Below are 19,782 nucleotides of genomic sequence, written 5' to 3' on the forward strand. Positions count from 1 at the left end.
CATCATTTTCCGGCCTTTCATTTCTTATCCCAAAACAATTTTGGAAGCTTTAGCCGTTTTATAATTGTTCCTCGGTGTCAGTTTTTGCTAATGCTCCAGTTGGGCATTTCTCGGCCACCAAAGCAGCCGTTTTTTCCAAGGCTTTTTCTACCGATTCTGAAAATGGTACACCAATTCGAACATCGAATCCACGACCAATAAAGGAAAAACCAAAAGTTTCCTGGTACTGTTGCGTAAGGCGCACACAAATACCGCACTTGATGCACTTGCCCGGTTCATAAACAATGTTTTGCGGCGCGAATTCCTTGCGAATCACAAAACGTTCATCGTACTGGAAACGTCTTTGCTCAGCACCATAACGATCTGAAAGCTCGCGCAGTTTGCAGCTTTCAGGGTTTCGGCAGTCGCAGTGCAGGCAACGTCGGGCTTCAGCAACAGCTTCTTCCCTCGTGAAACCTGTCGCTTTTCCTCTGCTAGCTTGCCAACGTTTTTCATCCACCGATTCTTTCAAGTATTCAGCAAACTCCGGTTCGTTCAGTTTGCCGAATTTAGAATTAAACCGGCTGGGGTAACCCTTCAACTCCGTGGTTTCAAACCATTCATTCAGCACCCAGGCCAGCTCCTTGCCTTGTCCAACCGAACGCACAGCCAGCTTGGAAGGTCGCAAAGCATTGCCTATAGCAAATACTTTGTCGATGGATGTTTGGTAAGTCGTTTTATCCACCTGAATCCCGTTTTTTGACAACAGCAAGCCCTTGTCCTTCCATTGGTCAGTTTGTGCGCCAACAGCAAGCACCACGGCATCATACGCTTGCTGAAGCTGCTCAAATTCTGCAGTACCAATTGTTGAATTGTAGTTAATTTGAATCCTCGAATTCAGGATGGAGGCCAATTCAGCCTCCATTACCTTGGTAGGCAGAACTTCCTCCTTAATCTGAAGTAAATCACCTCCGGCCTTCTCATTCTTTTCAAAAAGAACGACCTGATGCCCTGCTTTATTCAGATAAAAAGCGGCAGCCAAACCGGCAGGGCCCGCACCAATAATCGCTACTTTCCTGTCTGTTTTTGTTTCTTGCAGAACCGACACAACACCTTTGTCCAGTTCTTGGTCTGCAGCAAAGCCTTTCAGCAGACAGATGGAAACCGGCTCATCCAGCTGCTTGCGGCGGCAACCCGCCTCGCAAGGTGCTGGACAGATGCGTCCAAGGATGGCGGGCAAAGCAATGTCACGCTTCACCACTTCAATGGCCTTCGCATCATTACCTGCCGCTATCAGCCGGTTCATCAACGGAATATTCATATGCGCCGGACAAACCAATTGACAAGGCGCTTCGCAGTCGCCAACATGCTCACTCAGCAGCAGTTCCAGCGAAGCTTTCCGCGACTCTTGACATTCGGCATCGTCTGTAATGATTTCCATGCCCTCCATGGCTGGCATGGAGCACGAAGCCATTAACCGGCCATTGCGTGAATCCTTGACCAAACAAACCATGCAAGATGTAAAATGCCCGGTTCCTTCCAGATGGCACATCGTTGGGATGTCAATCTGCAGCGAACGAGCCGCTTCCAAAAGCGTGGTGCCTTCCGGAACGTCCAGGACTTGATTATTGATTTTAAGTTTAACCATTCGGTTTATATTGAATTCTGTCAATCAGCAAATAAGCTATTTGATCAATTTTCGTATCACCGGATAAAGGTTCTCAGCCATGCGTTTAAAACCCAGATCGGTCAGGTGTACCCCGTCAACAGTGGCTTCCTGATCATCCCCAATCAAGTCATCGGCTTTTTGATAATAAATCTTCCGATCACCTTTGGCTTTTTGTTCCTTGTAAATTCGGGTTAAGGTTTCATTTTTATCCTGAAGCAGGGTGAAAACAGACTGATCAAAATGCCTGTGAGGGAAAAGAATTGTTTCGACAAGCAAGATTGGTGTTTCCGGATTTTTTTCCCGTACAATCTCGATGAAGCGGGCATATTTCTCGTTCATCTGAGCGACTGAAACATTGGGCAAACAATCAATCACAAAGCATGATGCATCAATGGTAGCCATCGCCTCAGCCACTTCCAAATCAAGCTGACCATTTCCGCTGAATCCCAAATTAATAATTTCCTTATCCATTATGCGTGATAAAATGTTGGGGTAAGACATGCCCGCACGCGAAGCACATCCGCCTTGAGTGATGCTGGTTCCATAGAAAACAACCGGTTTCCCTTTTCTAGGCGAATCAACTTGTGCCTGCTCAATAAGAGCTGTCGGTTCAACACCAATTTCAAGCTTTTTCAACCCGTCGTAAAGTGGCAAATAAAGCATGTATTCATTCATCTCGCCAGCCATATTCTGAATAATCATGGCAGTTGTTTCCTTACCGGTTGGACGTGCTGAGTTGACAAACTGCCACTGACCATCTTTCAAACAATACAAATCCATCCCTTTAATGCCGGTCATGGTAAAGTGATTCATGAATACGTCTCCTGTAACTTCCCAGCGAGCAGCGATTGCCGTTGAATTGGTTTTAAAGCGAATTGCCAGCCCACTGCAGTTTTGAGACAAAGACCAAACCGGTGGCCGGGTTACTCCCTCCAGGCTTGCGGGAAGTCTGGAGTAACGGGTTGGCGTATCTTCAAAACCTTTTCCTATTAATTGAAACGCATCTGCGTTCAAATATTTCATGTCCTCCAGGCTTGTTGTCGTTCCCATACATGTTACCGATAAAATCAACATCACAAATACCATCAAATTTTTCATTCTATATACTCTATTAAATTAAATTAGTCTATTTCACATCCACGGCATCAACCGGACAAACCTGCCGGCACGCATCGCATTTGATACATAAATCCATATTAACCGAATGCTTCTTGTGAGGCTCAAACTTAATCGCTTCCACCGGGCATTTCTGAGCACATTTGGTGCAACCAATACACTCATCGTTGATTGAATAACTGATCATCTTCGTGCATTTTCCTGCCGGACAACGACCTTCGATGTGTGCTTCATATTCTTCGTAAAAATAGTGCAGGGTGGTAATAATCGGGTTTGGAGCCGACTTTCCAAGGTTGCACAAGCTACCCTTTTTGGTCCAGTCAGCCAAATATTTTAGTTCTTCCAGGTCTTTCTTATTCCCTTTTCCTGAAGTGATTTTAGTCAGGATATCCAGCATGCGCTTGGTTCCTACACGGCAAAAGGTACATTTCCCGCACGATTCTTCCTGAGTAAATGACAGGAAGTAATGGGCAATATCAACCATACAGTCGTCTTCATCCAGAACCACTAAACCTCCAGAGCCCATCATGGCTCCCACTTCGATCAGCGATTGGTAGTCAATCGGTGTATCGTACAAGGAAGCCGGAATACAACCACCTGAAGGACCACCTACCTGAACGGCTTTAAATTTTTTTCCGTTCTGCACGCCTCCCCCAATTTCCTCCACAATTTGCCGGATAGTAATCCCCATTGGCACCTCAATCAGTCCGCCACGATTCACTTTTCCGGTCAGCGAGAATACCTTTGTTCCTTTGGAATTCTCGGTTCCAATGGCATTAAAATGCTCCTTCCCTTTTCGGATGATGTAGGATACCTGAGCAAAAGTTTCTGTATTGTTTATGAGCGTTGGCTGTCCCCACAGGCCTTTTTGTGCCGGAAATGGTGGCCGAATGGTTGGGAAACCGCGATTTCCTTCGATGGAAGCCATCAAAGCAGTTTCTTCGCCGCAAACAAAAGCACCAGCTCCTTCATAAATCTGAATATCGAAATTGAAGCCTGCACCAAGAATATTTTCGCCAACCAAATTTTGCTCCCGGCAATTAATGAGCGCTTGCCGAATGCGGGTAACTGCTAATGGATATTCCGCACGGATGTAGAAATAACCGTCGGTAGCCTGTACAGCATAGGCCGCAATCAGCATTCCTTCAATCACCCTATAGGGGTACGATTCCAGCAGCATTCGGTCCATAAAAGCACCGGGATCACCTTCATCGCCATTGCAAATCAAGTATTTCTTTTCCCCTTGCTCTTTGGCTACCAATTCCCATTTCAAGCCGGTTAAAAAACCCGCACCACCGCGTCCGCGCAAGCCACTGTCTTTGACGGTTTGAATGATCTCCTCCCGGTTCATTTGTAGTACTTTCTGCAAGGCTTCGAAACCACCATAGCTGCGATATTCATCCATATCCAACGGATTGATCACCCCGCGGTGTTCCGTGGCAATGGGCAACTGACGGTCCAAAAAGCTGGAAACCATTTCATCACGCACGTCAATGGCATAGCGGTCAACGCCTTCCCATACTTCATCCGTTTGTAATTTTTCCAGCAGGTTGTAGGCCCTATTCCGAACCCGTCCCAGCAGGCTCTTCGACTTAAAATGCGTGTTGACAATGTCGGCTATTTCATTGGGCTTAACCTTCGCATAAAGCTTGCTTTGCTTGTTTTCATCAATAACTTCCACCAAGGGAACCTGATGACACATTCCCACACAACCAACATTTTTAAGTTGCAGGTTGATGCCGGTGCCCTCAATGGTTCGTTCAATTTCTTTTTTAACATCTTCGCTGCCGCTGGCCACACAGCAAGAACCCAAGCCAATTCGAATCTCACCCTGAAACTCGCTCCCATCGGCATGCCGGAATTTGCTTTTGTTGCCCACTTTGCCAACCTGGCTTTCAAAATCCTGAATAACCGAGCCCACCTTGTCAGTAGTTACATGCCCGTAAGTGACATCGTCAACCTGAACGACAGGGGCCAGCGTACAACAGCCCAGACAGGCCACTTTTTCCAGCGTATATTTTCCTTCAGCATCCGTTTCTTCCGAGCCTGTTAATTTGAAGTGACGCTTAAAAGCATCGTACACCTGCATGGCTCCTTTCACATGGCAAGCCGTTCCCACGCACACTTTAACCAAGTGCTGTCCGGCAGGTTGCATCCGAAATTGCGAATAAAAGCTGGCCACACCTGTTATATTTTCCGGGGTAATTTCTGTCGTTTCGCATACATGTTTCAAGGCTTCTTCCGGCAAATAATTAAATTCATTCTGAATAGCCTGCAAGATGGGGATCAACGCCTTTTTCGTATTCCCCTTTTGCTGTACGATTTCGTCAACCCAGTGAATGATATGTTGAGTTTCTTCTGTCATTTCAATCTATTTTCCGATGCAATACAACTGGTCGAAACCACGCAAATACATTTTACCATTCGCAAATACCGGTGAGCACACCGATTTTTCACCCAGCGATGATTCCGCAACCAACTGGAACTCCTTGCCCAGTTTGATCACATGCAGGTTACCTCCCATATCCATCACATACACCTTCCCATCGGCATATACCGGTGAAGCATAAATCCCGTCACCATATTCCTGCTCCCAATATTTCGTGCCGTCTTTGGCATCGTAACAAGCTACCACGCCATAACTGGTTGCAATAATCAGAAAACCATCCACCGCCAAGGGGCTAGCTACTTCAGGCAAATACTCGCTGTCTTCCCAAATAAGTTCCGCCGTTTCTCCCAACTTAATGGCTGCTAATGTTGCATACTCATTCGCGGCATAAACCACGCCATCAGCATAGCCTACCGAGGGACCAACTTCGCCCATCATGACATCCATTTTCCAGAGCTCTTCGCCTGTTTCCGGGTCATAACCCGCCACCAAAGGCTCACCGGTTAAAACCACCTGCGTCTTCCCATTCACTTCAGCCAATACCGGCGAAGCCCACGAAATGCGTGCATCACGTTCTGTTTCCCATTGAGAAGATCCATCAGCTGTTGCTAAAGCCATCACTTTGGCTCCGCGATTGGTATCGTATTGAATAATTAGTTTGTCGTTGTAGATGATCAGCGAGGATGAATGCCCGTAATGATTATCAGGTACGCCCAGATTTTTAGCCCACAAACGCTTTCCAGAGAAGTCAAGAGCCAGCAAATCGCCTGTACCAAAAAGGGCAAAAACCGCTGCCCCATTGGTTGCCATGGTTGGAGCTGCCAGTCCGGTATCTTCTGTCACTTTAGGCAATTTCGCGGGTGAACCCGGAATCTGATCGGCTTTGGCTTGCCAGAGTAATTCTCCTGTTGATGCCTGATAGCAATAAACTTCCCGGGCCTCATTGTCTGCTCCGGAAACAAACAGCTTGTCATTCCACACAATGGGTGAATTATAGCCATGCTTGGGTATTTTCACTTGCCACAACACACCATTTCCCGAAGCGATGTCGAACTGTTCAGGCGTGTTTGCTTTAAAAGCAATGCCATCGGCTTGTGGCCCTCTGAAAAACGGGTAGTTGGCCCGCCACTGCTCCTGACTGGGAATAGCCGCACTGGCTTTGGCCGGAGCCTTAACCGGCTCTGTTTTTGGTTCGTCCACTTTTTCAGCCACAGGTTCCGTTTTCTGAATATCTTCAGAAGCTGCTTGCTCTTTCGTATTAAGGTCTTCCGGACTTGTGCTTTCAACAGCCACTTCTGCCGGATTTTCAGCAACGGGCAGCACTTCAATCACTTCAACATCGGATGGTGACTGGTTTTCTGCAACCACAGCCGGCTCATAGCTATCCAGTACATTATTCGACAAAAAACCTGCACCCAAAGCCAGAATAAACAGGCCCATTCCGGAGTAAACAAGCCACTTTCGTGCCAGCTGCTTATCCAGAAAAGCATCCTTTTCAATGCTCTCCATTTCCTCCAGCCCCGGACGAAGTGATTTCAGGTAGCGAACAGCCAGCACAAATAGCAGTACACCAAAAATCAACAAATACGCACCGGTTCGAATTTGCCACTGGCTGGTGAAATACGCTTTCCGAATCAACAAATCGAGCGAACGAATATTTTCTTTCAGCACCTCATCATTCGGATTGTCGTGCAAGCGCTCAACCAAGGATTGCAAGGCCGGACTTTCCAGCGGATCGACTGATTTTAGCTGCAAATAGTTCGCAATCAGCATTATACTCACAATCAAGCTAAAAAGGGCAGCAAACCAAGCTAAGCCTCTGGCCAGACTCATTTTATCTTTTAGGGTCAGGTTCATCTTTTTCATTTTATTTCTTCACTGGACAATAATCCATGCATCGTCCGCAGCTTAAACAGTTCGTTTTATCAGGTTCGTAATCGTTTCGGGTTCGGTGCGATGCCAGTTTCAGTAAGGTCAGGCCAACCACCAAACCCATGAAGCCTCCCAGTATCCAGCCTCCCCAGTAAAACTGACTCCGGATTTCTTTGGCTTCAGTAACCAGCTGATCCATCGACTTTCCGGACTGCATGAATGCCCGGGCATCAATGTGTTCGGTATCTTGCTTTAGTTCCGGATGTGCTACCAATTGTTCGGCCAGGTACACAGTTTTATTGAACTTAGCCAAAGGCACATGCAGCATTGAACCGGCCAAACCCCCAATACCAATCCACAAGGGAATGAAAATCAAATAAGTCATCAGGCGTTGTACATTCGAACGCCGGCTTCCCTGCTCTTCTACAGGCTCATCAATAGCCCCAAACGGACAGGAGTTGGCACACAGTTTACATTGAATGCAATTGCTGGGTGTAATTTTCATGTGCTTGGTTGAGAAGGCAGACATCCAACCCAACAAAACACCGTAAGGGCAAAAGAAGCGGCAATATGGTCGTGCTACAAAAATGCCGACCAGCAGAAATAGACCGCCCAACAACAACATTTGAAATTCGGCATCGAAGCGGAACAGCCCAACAAACGGATCGTAGCGACAAATCAGAAATTCCGATTTGGTGGCTGCGTACAACACGGCTAAGGCCAGATACAGGTAAGGAATCATTCCCAGTACCTTTTGCAGCCATTTGGGGATTTCGATGGGACGAAAGGCAACCAAATCCTGAATAGCGCCCAGGGGACAAACTCCGGCACAAAAAGTCCGTCCGTAGAAAAGAGTTACCACCAAAGGGATAACGAAAAAAGCAAGTGCAGTAAATGGCAACACATATGCAGGGTCGAACAACGCTAAAGTAATATTCTGAATGGAGCCGATAGCACAAATGCAGCCCTCGCGGAAAAAACCAAAATAAAGCAAGGCAAACACAGAGGTCCACATCACCCCTCGGCGCGAGCGCTTTTTCACCACAAACCACGTGGCGATCGCCAAGGTGGCAATAAGCATAAAAACATCCAGGTATTCTAAAAACAAGGCACGCGGTGCAGCTTGCGAAGTGATTGGCTGCACATAACCCGTTTCAAATTCAGGCTTGGGAAACCGCTGTTGTGCCCAGGCAGGCAGGCTGAGCAGCAAAGCTGTAAGAGTAAATAGTATTTTAGAGATTCGGTTCATTGGTTTTTCATTGTTTAGGCCGGGTTGGACGAGGCTGTTCCTTGCGAAAAATCGCCCTTAATTTTATAGGGATTACTTGCCGGCACGCGTTCAAAAGCATCTGCCGGACAAACGCGTGCGATGGAACATTCGTTGCAATTCACACACAAATCATGGCGTACCTGCAGGTGCAAGGAGCCGTTGCCAAAAGAGGTGCAGCCTTCCACACATTTCGCGCATCCGAAACATAATTCTTCGTCAATTTCATATTCGAAATAAGGATCTTCAACAAACTTTCGTTTGATGGCTGCTGTGGGGCACAATTGGTTCTCTGCCGCAGTTGACCGGGCATTCGCATCGGGTTTGAGGTATCCACCACACAAATCGCAGTACCCGCACAGATCGTAGGCATGCACACATTTTACAGCCGAAGGTGTTACCACACAATAGTCGGCACAACGCCCGCAGTACACACACTTGAACGGATCGAGCTGCCATACGTAATCATCGGCACTAACCTTGAGGGCAGCAAAACCGGCAACACCTGCCAACGACGCGCCCAAAGTCAGTCTCATCCCTTTTTGGATGAACTCACGCCGATTCGGTTTCTGATGTTCTTGCTTATCGCTCATCGTTTTTGCTTTGTTTGGCTTTATCTAAATCACACCCATTATACAAGGAGCAAGATTTGCACCCGCCCTCTGCAGAACAGCTAAAATCGACCTTGTTGCGTTTAACTAGAAACAGCGTTCCTCCAACCATCCCGGTTAATATCCCCAGCTGTAACCCCTTTGTTATAAACTCTTTTCGATTCATTCCTCGTTTTCTTTAGGTTGAAAGATACGCACTTGTTTGCGACTGAAGTCCAGTAAGATCACTCGTCCGTTGTCATCCACACATACGTCCGGAGCCGGAGAATCTTCATCAAACTGGTTGGGAGCAGCCACCACGCCAAGGTATTCCCCGTGCTGATCGTAAACTTTTACCCGCACAATTCCTTTTTCGCTGGTAACAAACCGATCCTCGGTCATCATGGCCATATGTGCCGGATTGCAACATCCGCTAAACCCCTCGGTTTGAACCGATGAAACGGTCCATGAGCTGCGCATGGAGCCATCAGCATTGAAATTTTCCAGACTATGCCTTCCCGGGTCAACCGCCCACAGGTAATCTTCTTCATTCAGGTCAATGTCGAAATACGGGCTTGGAATAACGAATCCGGGCACTGCTTTCTGCTCGTTTTCAGCCCCAATTTCCTGAATCAACTCACCCGTTGGCGAACATTGGTAAATAAGCCGGTTTCCGGCATCCGCCACATACACATACCGGGGTGAAACAGCCAGCGAAGTAATTACCGAGCGGTCATTGTATGCCGGCCAGCGTTGGATTTCCTGTCCTTTCTGATCAAAGGAAATAACCTGATTGTTCAAGGCCAGCCAAAGCTGATCTGCCACCGCAATGGCAGTAGGCTCAGCATCCAGCTGTATATTTTGCAGCAATTGCCCCTGTTCATTCAGAAGAATCAGGCTGCTGTCGGCAATCACATAAATAACCCCATCTTTATAAGCAATTCCTTTGGGCTGATTGACCTTGAGTTGCAAAACTTTTTGTTCCTTGTAAATAATTGCCGAAGGATCAACGGTTGTGTATTCACTAACATCAAAGGCATAGGGATTCTCAATGTGCTTGCCACTTCGATTAACCACAAAATCACGCGCAATAATAATCGCAATGCCTGCAGCCATCAACACTAAAATCAAATTAACCAGCTTTTTGTATTTCATGTGTCCTTAGTTGTTTCAATTTCTAAATCCCCTAACCCCTTATTATTTACTAATATCCAGGCAAACCATCGTTTTTGAATCACGCATCAAAAGCCGCCCGTCGGCAATAGCCAAGGGGCCCCAGGCATCGTGTCCATCCAGTATCTTTTTTTGTGCCAACTGGATGTATCTGTTCGTATCCGGTTTGATCATTGTCAAGGTGCCATCATCATCCAATATGTACATTTTATCATCTGCAATGATATAGGGTCCCAGGCCAAAACGGGCCTCCTTTCCCGATGTCCAAACCATCGTCTGCACATCATCCGGACTGACGCAAACCAACTGGTTCCGGTTGGCTCCCCCATCCTTGGGCAAAATACCAAACAGGTGTCCTTTCCAGAAAATGGGAGTTTGTTGTTCACAAGCCAATCCCTCCTTGGGTTTATACTCTGTCAGCACTTCAACAGCAAATCCATCACCTTCCGGCACCAGTTGAATCATCATGCTACCGGCCCCGTAGCCCGCCGTTAGAAAGACTCGTCCATCGTCGAAAATAACCGGCGAAGGGGCCACCACTGAATGGTTCCAGGCATTAGATTGCCAAAGCACTTCGCCTTCGTTTTCCCCATCGGCAGCTATTCCACAAACGCCGCCATCGGCACTATACACATACATTTTACGTCCATTGAAATCCATAGGCAAAATGGACGAATGCGACATTTTCCACTGCATGGTGTTGGGGCATTCCCATAAAATCTCACCCGAATGAATGTCGACCGCCATCATGATTGTACTTCCGCCCGGCGCTAAAATTACCTTGTCGCCATCTACCAAGGGGCATTGCGCGGTGTACCACTGCGGAATTTCCGTTCCATAGTTTTTTACCATATCCAGGCCCCACACCAAATCGCCCGATTTGCGTTCAACACACATCACATGACAACGCGGACCAATCGAAACCACATAATCTTCGGTAACTGTTGGAACCGTTCGCGACATCCCATGATTCCGCTTAACATGTACGCCATACGACCGACGCCAGATTTCCTGTCCATCGATCAGTGAAAAGCAGCGCAAAGCATCTTCACGGGTTTCTTCATCGTAATCGAGCACATACACCTCACCCTTGTAGATCGCAGGGCCGGCGTGCCCTTCGCCCAATTCTACCGACCATAAAATCTCCGGTTCATCCGGGGCCCAACTGTCTTTCAGGTTTTGTTTTTCAGAAACAATGTTGTCAAAATTCTCCCCCCGAAACCGGGACCAGGTTCCCTCCATTTCCGGAGCCTGATGATCAAATAAATTGAAGTTTTCACCAATCTGAATGATCTCCTGCACCAAGTTTCCCTCCTGCCGATTATCGGCCCCTGGTAAGCTTACCTGCAAGTTTTCGGTTGGGTCTTTCGACAACCAAAAAAACAGAGCGGCCAATCCCGCAAGAACAGCTAATCCAACAACTGAATGTATAAGCGATTTCTTCACACTAAGCCTTTATATTATATACCATCAGCACATCGCCATGCCTCAGGAATAGTTTGCCATCATAAATATACGGGTGTGCCCAGTGCGGACCTGCCCCTTTTTCAATTCGGAATGAGCTGATCACCTCGAAGCCAGCAGGATCTGGTTTTACCAAAGCAATATTTCCACGTTGCTCCTCATAGATGTAAAATAGTCCGTCAGCATAAACCATTGCTCCCTTGGTATTCCAAGGCGTATCGTAAGCAATTTCGCCTGTTTCCCAATTTTTACACAGCCAGTTTCCTTTGCGATTGTTTTCCCAGTTCGATCCATAGATGTAACCATCCAATTCAATCATTCCATGGTGGTGATTGTCAAAAACAGTGTCGGTATACACTTCTTCAAAAGCCATTCTATCACCGTTTATCTTCAGCATTTTGGCCGGATAATCATATCCCATCGATAAGAATATTTCGTCGTCCTTGCACAAGGGCACGTTGGTCCAGATCAGGCCGGGCTGGTCCGACCACTTGTCATGCTCATAGTATTGATAAGTCATTTTTACTTCGCCGTTTGCCGGGTCCAGCGCAATGAGATGGGTGGCTGTAACCGCCAAAACATAGTGTTTCCCTTGGTAATTGAGGGTTGTTGCCGAAGCATAAGCCCGTTGTCCGCCAACGCTTGTTGTTTTCCAGATTTCTTCACCGGTTAGCTTATCAAAGGCCACCACGGAAGTTTCCTGTCCACCAGGCGTGCAAATCACCTTGTTATCAACAATCAGTGGCGATTCTGAAACACCCCAAATATGCCACTCCGATTTGTAATCCCGATCGACATTCACTTTCCAGTTAATCGCTCCGGTCTCAGCATTCAAACAAACCAATTCTCCAATTCCGCTAATGATGTAAATGCGGTTATCTTCAATGGTTGGCGTGCTTCGGGTGTCCGGAAACGACTTTTTCCAGGATTCGCCGTAAGCCACTTGCCATTTCTGATTGCCTTCAAAATCGAAGCAAGTCAGGTAATCCAAGGTATCAATCATACCCGTTGCGTAAATGTAATCTCCATTGGTAATTACCGATGAATAGCCTTTCCCAATACCTTCAAGCTGCAACAAGAGCTCAGGTCCGGTTTCGGGCCATTCCTTTAATAAACCGGATTCCGGAAACTTACCATCGCGATTGGGCCCACGAAATTGGTAAACTTGTGCTTCAACAAACACACTTAAACATAGCGCCAGCTGGAGAATCAGTATCTTTTTCATTTGTTAGTTTTTTATTGGGTTTAGGCCAGATCTTCCGTATATTTTGAAAACTAAGCGGATATTTTGTAAGCAATCAGAGACTTTCCATGACGGACATACAGCACGCCGTTATGAACCACCGGATGTGCCCAGTGCTGAGCCGTTCCGTATTGCACTTTGGTTGCTGAGACAATATCCAGTTTCTCCGGATTTGGATTCACCAAGGCCAACTCTCCCCGATCGGAATAGATGATAAACTTATCAGCTGCCATGATGATTGCGCCATTACCAATTTCTTTCGAGTTCCACATTTCCTGTCCGGTCGTATAATCGAAGCAAAACCAGCCACGTGACTTGTGACCAGAGGCGTAAACGTAACCGTCAACAATTTCGGCTCCTCCCATTTGGTTGTCCATTTTTTCGGTACTCCAAACTTTTGTTATTGCCGAACCATCCTCGTTTAAAGCCAGTTTCACGCATCCCTGCCCGTAACCGGTAATGAAGAACAAGGCACCATCTTCAAAAATGGGCGTATTGGGATGAATGTTGTATTGATTTGGAAAGGGATAATTCCATAGCAGCTTTCCATCTTCGGTGTCTACAGCAATAATCTGATCGCCCGTGTGTGTTACCAGCAGCTGGCGCTGAGGCAGTTTAACCAGCTTTGGAGTACAATATGCTGAAAGTTGTCCTTTACCGGCACTCTTCCAAATTAAGTCTCCATTCATGCGGTTCAAAGCCACAACATTGTATTCCTTACCCCCTGGCGTAAAATATACTTTCTCGCCGTCAACAACCACCGACTCGGTAAAGCCAAAGCGAATGTTCTCGGCACCAAAATCAGCTCCCAGTTCTTTATTCCATAAAATTTTTCCGGTTTGCCAGTTCAAGCAAACCAATTCGCCATACCCGGTTGAGATATAGACCAAATCTCCGACAATCGTTGGCGTTGGTCGTGCTCCGGGATAGCTGACTTCAAACTCTTTTCCATATTGAACCTTCTTTTCAAAGTTTCCTTTTTCATCGAAAATGTTCAGATACCCCATTTCATCCTCCATGCCTGTGCAGTAGATTTTACTGTTGGCAAAGGCCGGTGTGGAGTAACCAGTGCCCAGCGCATCATAGTGCCAAAGCACTTCAGGGCCATCAGCAGGCCATGATGCCAGTAAATTGGGGGCAGGGTATTTGGCTTCCGAGTTTTCGCCCCGCCATTGAGTAGGTTGTTGGGCAAGGGCACTTAAGGAAAAAAGTACACAAAAGAGTAAGGTTGTCAAGCGGTTTCTCATGGTTTTTCTGTTAGTTAAATCAAACGCTCTCAAATTTATTAAGGAAAGACCAAACCGCATAGCCACCTTGCAAATTTAACAAGGTTCTAAATAGTTACATTTATTAACAAGTATTATGATACCTAGAAAATCAACAAAAGACTGGTATACTGACAAATACGAAAAAATAATTCCTGCAAAAAAGTAGATAACAAACGATTCTTACACCCTGTTTGAGAAACATCAACGACTCAACTTCTGTAAAACCAGGAGGGAAGGTGCCCATCCGCTATCTTTCTGAAATGAAAAAAGCAGCCAGAATATAAACTATAATTATTCGGAAATTCAATAACTCTTTTTCAGCAAGACACAAAAAAAGCTCCCGGATAACCGGAAGCTTTCAAAACAATTCGTTTTTCTATTTATAATTTGGGTTCCCAACCAGGCTGGTATTCCCGATCCCATAATTTCATGGCATCACGGTCATAAATATGTCCGTTTTGCGTGTTAACATCAAATGATTTTCCAGTGCGGTAAGCGATATTGGCGTAGTGAGTCAGCATTTGGCTCTTCGCTCCCATATCAATCGGTGAATTTAACAAGCTGGATTTTCCCCTGATGTTATCGAAGAAATTAAGAATATGCATGTCAGTCATGTCACCTCCGCCACCAAGGGCTGTACCGGCTTCATTGCTGGCCGATTTGCTGTCGCGCACCAGTTTGCCTCCACGGTCAAACAATTTGTAGCCACCACGATCGACATAAACAGAACCTTCAGTGCCGTAAATGATGGTTCCGCGCCCTGAGCCATAGGTGCTGTAGCTATTACGACTTTTGCCATCCCACACAATTATTTTGTTTCCGGGGAAACGGAAGCTGGCATCCATGGTATCATACATTTCCCAGCCATCGTTCAGGAAATGACGTTTGGCTGCCTGCACATCAACATGCTCAGGGTAATCAACCTGCAACGCCCAGCGGGCAATATCCAATTCGTGAGTGGCATTGTTCCCCGTTTCAGCTGTTCCCCAGTTCCATCCGTACCAGTGCCAGTTATAGTCCCAGGTGTCGTGTCGATAAGCTTCATGCGGTGCCGGTCCTTGCCACAATTCCCAATCCAACCCTTCGGGAACGGGAGCTTTTTTAGAAACCGGAACTTCGCCCCGTTGGTTCGAATAGAAAGCAACAGCACGGTAAACGTCACCAATTTCACCATCATGAATTGCTTTTATAATGGCAATTGATTCGCGAGCTGAACGCTGCTGGTTCCCCATTTGTACCACTTTGTTGTACTTCTTTTGGAAATGCACCAGCAACTCGCCCTCACGCGGACTATGACTACATGGCTTTTCAATATACACATGTTTGCCTGCCTCCATGGCCATCCATGTTCCGGGAGCATGCCAATGATCGGGTGTTGCATTGAAAATGGCATCTACTTTCTGATCAGCAAACACTTCACGAATATCGCTGACCAGCTTGGCTTTACCACTTACTTTGCCATTCAGGTCTTTGGCTACCTTTTCGCGCTGACTTTTCATGACATCGCAAATGTAAGCCAGATCAATATTGTTGTTTTTATCTTTTACCGCATTGTAATACGCACCAACCCGGCGACCACAGCCCATGTAGGCTACTTGTAACCGGTCGTTGGCTCCAATAATCCGGGAGTAGCTTTTAGCTGACATTCCCATGGCTGATCCACCCAAAGTAATTCCCGCAGCTCCGACCGCTGCTTTTCGTAAAAAATCTCTTCTGTTTGAACTCATTTTCTTTTGATTTATTTGTGATTAGGTTTATTCAATTGTTGCTAAAATTCCCTTGACATAGCCCATTGATTCGGCCATGCCAACAAACGGATCATCGCCATCTTTTTCATATTCAAGCGCGACAACGCCATCGTAACCCAAATCGACCAAGTCATTCAAAAACTGATCGAAGTCGATGACTCCATGCCCAATTTCGCAGGTTGAACCATCATGGTCTGCCTTGGTGACATCTTTAATATGAATGTCCAGCACCCGGTCATAAAAGTCTTTGACATCTTGCGAAGGACTACGACCAATACGCTTGGTGTGGCCAATATCAATACACAAGCCCATGCGTGGATCCATGTCTTTAATCAATACATAAGCGCTTTCAGCACTTGAATACAGCTTATCGCCAGGCCCATGGTTGTGAATAGCCAATTTGATGTCGTATTCTTTCACTTTATTTTCAACATAGGGAAGCAATTCATGCGAAGGAACGCCAACAATCATGTCCATTTCCGCCTTCTTAGCATATTCAAATGCCTGATCTACTTCAGCCTCCGTTTTCATATAAATAACGCCTCCAGCGTATAAATCCACGCCTGCTGCTTTGCTTTTCTTAACGGCTTCAGCAATTTCGGCATCTGTAGCGTCCAACTTTAAATGAAAGCTTTTAAAAGCGATGTAGTCAGCCCCTAATTGCTTGGTAAACGCCAGTGTTTTGTCGGTATCAAATTTTCGGAGCGAATAGGAAGCCACGCCCAACTTAAATTTGATTTCTTTTTTCACATCCTCGGTTGCCGGTTTTTGTGCCGATTGACAGGAAACCCCTAGAGTCATCACGGCAATCAATAGGACAAGCAGTCCACTTGTTCGTTTAGTCATTGTTTGTATGATTTATAGTTTTCGAATTTTCAGACTTCTGAAATGCACTTCGTCCTGGTGATCCTGCAAAAGAATCGGGCTTTCTTCCACCAAACCAAAATCCTTGTATTCTGAATATTTACTGCGGGCAACCAAGGCGCGAAAAATATTGGAATCAATGGTGTACTCCACAACTTTAACTCCATTAAGCCAATGCTCCACCCGATTGTCGGGATAAACTACCAGGCGACCACGGTTCCACTGACCAACCGGCTTCACAAAACGGCCCTCGGTTTCTGAAGGAATTAAATCATACAACGAAGCCATTTTCCGGTTTCCAACTGCTCCCTGATTGGCATCAGGATGATTGGCATCGTCCAAAATCTGGTACTCCAGTCCAATGCTTGGTCCGTTGTTTCCGGTGCGGTATTTAATTCCGCTATTGGCCGCTTTGGTCAGTTTAAACTCAAACTGAAAATCAAACGCCTTGAATTTTTCGGTAGTAACAATGTCGCCCGGACGTTTTGCCACTTCATTTTTTGACAAAATGACCAACTCACCATCTTTCACTACCCAGCCTTTATCGGGAAATTGGTCAGCCGAAGCGCTTTCCCATCCATTGGTTGTTTGGCCATCGAACAACAATTCGAATCCTTGCTTTTTCTCAGTTTCAGAAAGTTGGTTAGGCAACATGTTTACCACAAACACATCGTCCATGAGCGTCAGTTTCACATCTTTTGTTTTGATGCGTACATTCCGCCATTTAATCTGACGGCCGGCCTGGTCGGCTTTATTGATGGAGTGAACCTGCAAAGCAATGAATCCTTTTGGGGTCATATCATCAATTAAGTGCGCAACAGGCTTGCCATTTAAAAAGGTACGCATATCGTTTCCTACACATTCAATCCGATACAGGTTCCATTCGCCATTGCGAAAAGCCTTTCCTCCTTCCGGATTAAAAGTACAAGGATATAGCCAGCCACGGCGGGCTTCATCGTAAATACCCCCACTCCATGCCCGTGCCGAAGGATCAACTTCGCATTGGTAGCCATGCACGCGTCCATTGTTGTAATCCGCCTTGCTCAAGCTCCGGAACTGAATTCCGGAATTCATCCGGTCATCAACTTTAAGCTCCACTTCTAAAATAAAGTCGCCATAATCCTTTTCTGTCGTCAGAAACGAATTGGGCGTATTGGCAACAGTGGTGCCCACAATTACACCATTAACCACTTCGTACTTTGCTTTTCCATTCAGCTGTTTCCAGCCCGACAGGTCTTTCCCGTTAAAGAGGTACTCCCATCCGTCTGCCTGACCGGCAAACAAAAAGGAACTCATAAAAACCAAAAGTGTTGTCAATCGAATTTTCATAACTGTATTATTGATTTAATTTCTTGTAAATTGTCGTGAACGATAACGAATTTATAAAAATAGATATATTTCAGGTATATTTGCTGATCCAAAACGGGTTTTATAACAGTTATAACTTAGCTATAACACCACCAATGACAACCAACAGACCTCTCATAAACAAATACTTAAAAAAGATCACCAGCAGCAGACATTTTGTGAAGTCGAAGATCAGCTGTGACTTACTAAATTACCTGACTGAAGCTACGCTGGAGGGTAAAAATCCGAAGGAATTTACCATTGGTGTTGAACTTTTTGGCAAAAAGTACGACGATAATGACAAGCAGGATTCCAACATCCGTGTTTACATTCATAATGTTCGCAAAAAACTAAAAGACTATTACACCCATGAGGGTAGCAAGGATTCTCTGATCTTTGTGGTTGAAAAAGGAAAATACCGGGTTCGGTTTGACTCGCGAAAAGACCACCGTAAACCCGTCAAGTATGTTTTTCTGACCCCTTTCCTGATTTGCCTGACGGCATTGATTGTCCTGAGTTACTTCTTTATGAAACAAAAAGGGCAAAACACCAATCCGTGGAAGGAACTTCCGATTTGGCAAACCTTTGCTGAAAACGAAAAGCCAACCTTGCTGGTATTGGGCGACTACTTTGTTTTTTCAGGCCAGCTACCCACCGGAAATGTTGGCGTTTATCGTGATTTCAGCATCAACTCCGAAGTTGAATTTGAACATCTTTTGGATAAAAATCCGGACTTGGTTTTTAGCCTGTCCAAATCGCACCTGACCTACTTATCAAAAATGGCCGCCTTTTGTCAAAGCCATATCTACAAGGTTTTTGCGCAAACGGATGCCTCCATTCAGGTCAAGCTTTCCTCGGACTTACAGCCTGATGATTTGAAGAATAACAACATTATTTTTGTGGGTAACTATAAAAACATGGGCTTATTCGAAAACATTGTAAACGACATCAACTTCTCGTTTGGTGTTGGCAGCACGACGAAACAGTTTATTTTTTCCAGTGATCCCTGTGCCGAAATTTACCAGCCCAACAACAGCAGCAGCAAGGAGAAGGATTATGCCCTGGTTATCAACACCGAAGGCTATGCCGGCAACCGCTTACTTCTTTTTCTTTCCACCCAGGATATCGGCAATATTTCGGTGGTTGACCAACTGACTGACCCGGATTATTTGGGACAGCTGGTGGTTGAAAAACCAGAACACGTTGATCCGGAGAACTTTAAAGCTCTTTACGAGGTAGAAGGTATCAATAAAACAGATTTATCGTTTAAATTAGTGAGGGTGGAGTAAGTGAGTCGATTGGAAAACAGGCAACACATTAAGACGCAATCAATCCTTTTTCTGCTCCCCCATAAGCATATCAAATAAGTTATTGATCAGTTTCAACTCCGTCAGTTGTACATTCAGTCGCTTTTTTCCCTCATCCATAATCGTGTAATAGCGCCGGGGCCGTTCCTTACCTTCAACTTTCCAGTAGGATTTTACAAAACCTTCTTTCTCAAGTTTTTTTAAAACCGGATAGATGCTTGCCTCTTGCCATTTCATCATGCCATTACTCATTTGCTTTACATTTTGAACAATCTCATACCCATAACTATCAGACAAACTCAAAGATAATAAAACAATTGGAATCGCTACTGCCCCCGTCCATTCCTTAGAAATACCTCCCATTATATATGCGCTTTATATATTTGTGTTAAATATATAAATTCTCATAATAAACCACTCTACTGCAATAGCTGAATTTTTCAGAAATAACATTCAGCTATTGCGGACGATTCTATTTTCTTATTT

General features: G+C 45.6%; 15 protein-coding genes. 1 reads left to right on the top strand and 14 read right to left on the bottom strand.

The features are described 5' to 3' along the window. Window positions 1-58 precede the first annotated feature (58 nt). From ACRD6K_RS03235 to ACRD6K_RS03295, 13 genes are all read right to left on the bottom strand, one after another. A complete protein-coding gene (locus tag ACRD6K_RS03235; protein WP_430972056.1) occupies window positions 59-1,627 on the bottom strand; it encodes an FAD-dependent oxidoreductase in 1,569 nt (522 codons plus the stop codon). A 36-nt stretch (window positions 1,628-1,663) separates the two neighbouring features. Next, complete coding sequence (locus ACRD6K_RS03240) at window positions 1,664-2,746, bottom strand: SGNH/GDSL hydrolase family protein (RefSeq protein WP_430972057.1); 1,083 nt, start codon at window positions 2,744-2,746, stop codon at window positions 1,664-1,666. 28 nt (window positions 2,747-2,774) lie between these two features. After that, window positions 2,775-5,129, bottom strand: a complete 2,355-nt coding sequence (locus ACRD6K_RS03245) for an NAD(P)H-dependent oxidoreductase subunit E (RefSeq protein WP_430972058.1) — start codon at window positions 5,127-5,129, stop codon at window positions 2,775-2,777. A gap of 6 nt (window positions 5,130-5,135) precedes the next feature. Further along, window positions 5,136-7,010, bottom strand: coding sequence for an outer membrane protein assembly factor BamB family protein (locus ACRD6K_RS03250; protein WP_430972059.1), 1,875 nt, complete (start codon window positions 7,008-7,010; stop codon window positions 5,136-5,138). A gap of 10 nt (window positions 7,011-7,020) precedes the next feature. Next, window positions 7,021-8,274: a 4Fe-4S binding protein gene (locus ACRD6K_RS03255; protein ID WP_430972060.1), complete on the bottom strand. Its 1,254-nt coding sequence runs from the start codon at window positions 8,272-8,274 to the stop codon at window positions 7,021-7,023. Between the two features lie 14 nt (window positions 8,275-8,288). After that, complete coding sequence (locus tag ACRD6K_RS03260; protein ID WP_299577818.1) at window positions 8,289-8,885, bottom strand: 4Fe-4S dicluster domain-containing protein; 597 nt, start codon at window positions 8,883-8,885, stop codon at window positions 8,289-8,291. Between the two features lie 180 nt (window positions 8,886-9,065). Beyond that, complete coding sequence (locus ACRD6K_RS03265) at window positions 9,066-10,037, bottom strand: NHL repeat-containing protein (RefSeq protein ID WP_430972061.1); 972 nt, start codon at window positions 10,035-10,037, stop codon at window positions 9,066-9,068. A 42-nt stretch (window positions 10,038-10,079) separates the two neighbouring features. Continuing rightward, window positions 10,080-11,501 carry an outer membrane protein assembly factor BamB family protein gene (locus ACRD6K_RS03270; protein ID WP_430972062.1) on the bottom strand — a complete coding sequence of 474 codons (1,422 nt, stop codon included), beginning with the start codon at window positions 11,499-11,501 and terminating at the stop codon, window positions 10,080-10,082. Window position 11,502: 1 nt separating this feature from the next. Then, on the bottom strand, window positions 11,503-12,744 hold the full coding sequence (locus tag ACRD6K_RS03275; RefSeq protein ID WP_430972063.1) for an outer membrane protein assembly factor BamB family protein: 1,242 nt from the start codon (window positions 12,742-12,744) through the stop codon (window positions 11,503-11,505). Between the two features lie 50 nt (window positions 12,745-12,794). Further along, a complete protein-coding gene (locus ACRD6K_RS03280) occupies window positions 12,795-14,009 on the bottom strand; it encodes an outer membrane protein assembly factor BamB family protein (protein WP_430972064.1) in 1,215 nt (404 codons plus the stop codon). Between the two features lie 401 nt (window positions 14,010-14,410). Continuing rightward, a complete protein-coding gene (locus tag ACRD6K_RS03285; protein ID WP_430972065.1) occupies window positions 14,411-15,757 on the bottom strand; it encodes a Gfo/Idh/MocA family oxidoreductase in 1,347 nt (448 codons plus the stop codon). Between the two features lie 27 nt (window positions 15,758-15,784). Continuing rightward, on the bottom strand, window positions 15,785-16,624 hold the full coding sequence (locus ACRD6K_RS03290) for a sugar phosphate isomerase/epimerase family protein (protein ID WP_430972066.1): 840 nt from the start codon (window positions 16,622-16,624) through the stop codon (window positions 15,785-15,787). Window positions 16,625-16,636: 12 nt separating this feature from the next. Then, window positions 16,637-17,971: a 3-keto-disaccharide hydrolase gene (locus ACRD6K_RS03295; protein WP_430972067.1), complete on the bottom strand. Its 1,335-nt coding sequence runs from the start codon at window positions 17,969-17,971 to the stop codon at window positions 16,637-16,639. A 134-nt stretch (window positions 17,972-18,105) separates the two neighbouring features. Here ACRD6K_RS03295 and ACRD6K_RS03300 point away from each other — a divergent pair, with 134 nt between their 5' ends. Continuing rightward, the gene (locus tag ACRD6K_RS03300) at window positions 18,106-19,278 is read left to right on the top strand and encodes a hypothetical protein (protein WP_430972069.1); all 1,173 of its coding nucleotides are present in this window, start codon (window positions 18,106-18,108) and stop codon (window positions 19,276-19,278) included. A gap of 39 nt (window positions 19,279-19,317) precedes the next feature. On the opposite strand, the gene ACRD6K_RS03305 is transcribed toward ACRD6K_RS03300, so the two are convergent. Beyond that, a complete protein-coding gene (locus ACRD6K_RS03305) occupies window positions 19,318-19,659 on the bottom strand; it encodes a PadR family transcriptional regulator (protein ID WP_430972070.1) in 342 nt (113 codons plus the stop codon). Between the last annotated feature and the right edge of the window lie 123 nt (window positions 19,660-19,782).

This window comes from Sunxiuqinia rutila, from assembly GCF_050589705.1.
Taxonomy (GTDB): Bacteria; Bacteroidota; Bacteroidia; order Bacteroidales; family Prolixibacteraceae; genus Sunxiuqinia; species Sunxiuqinia rutila.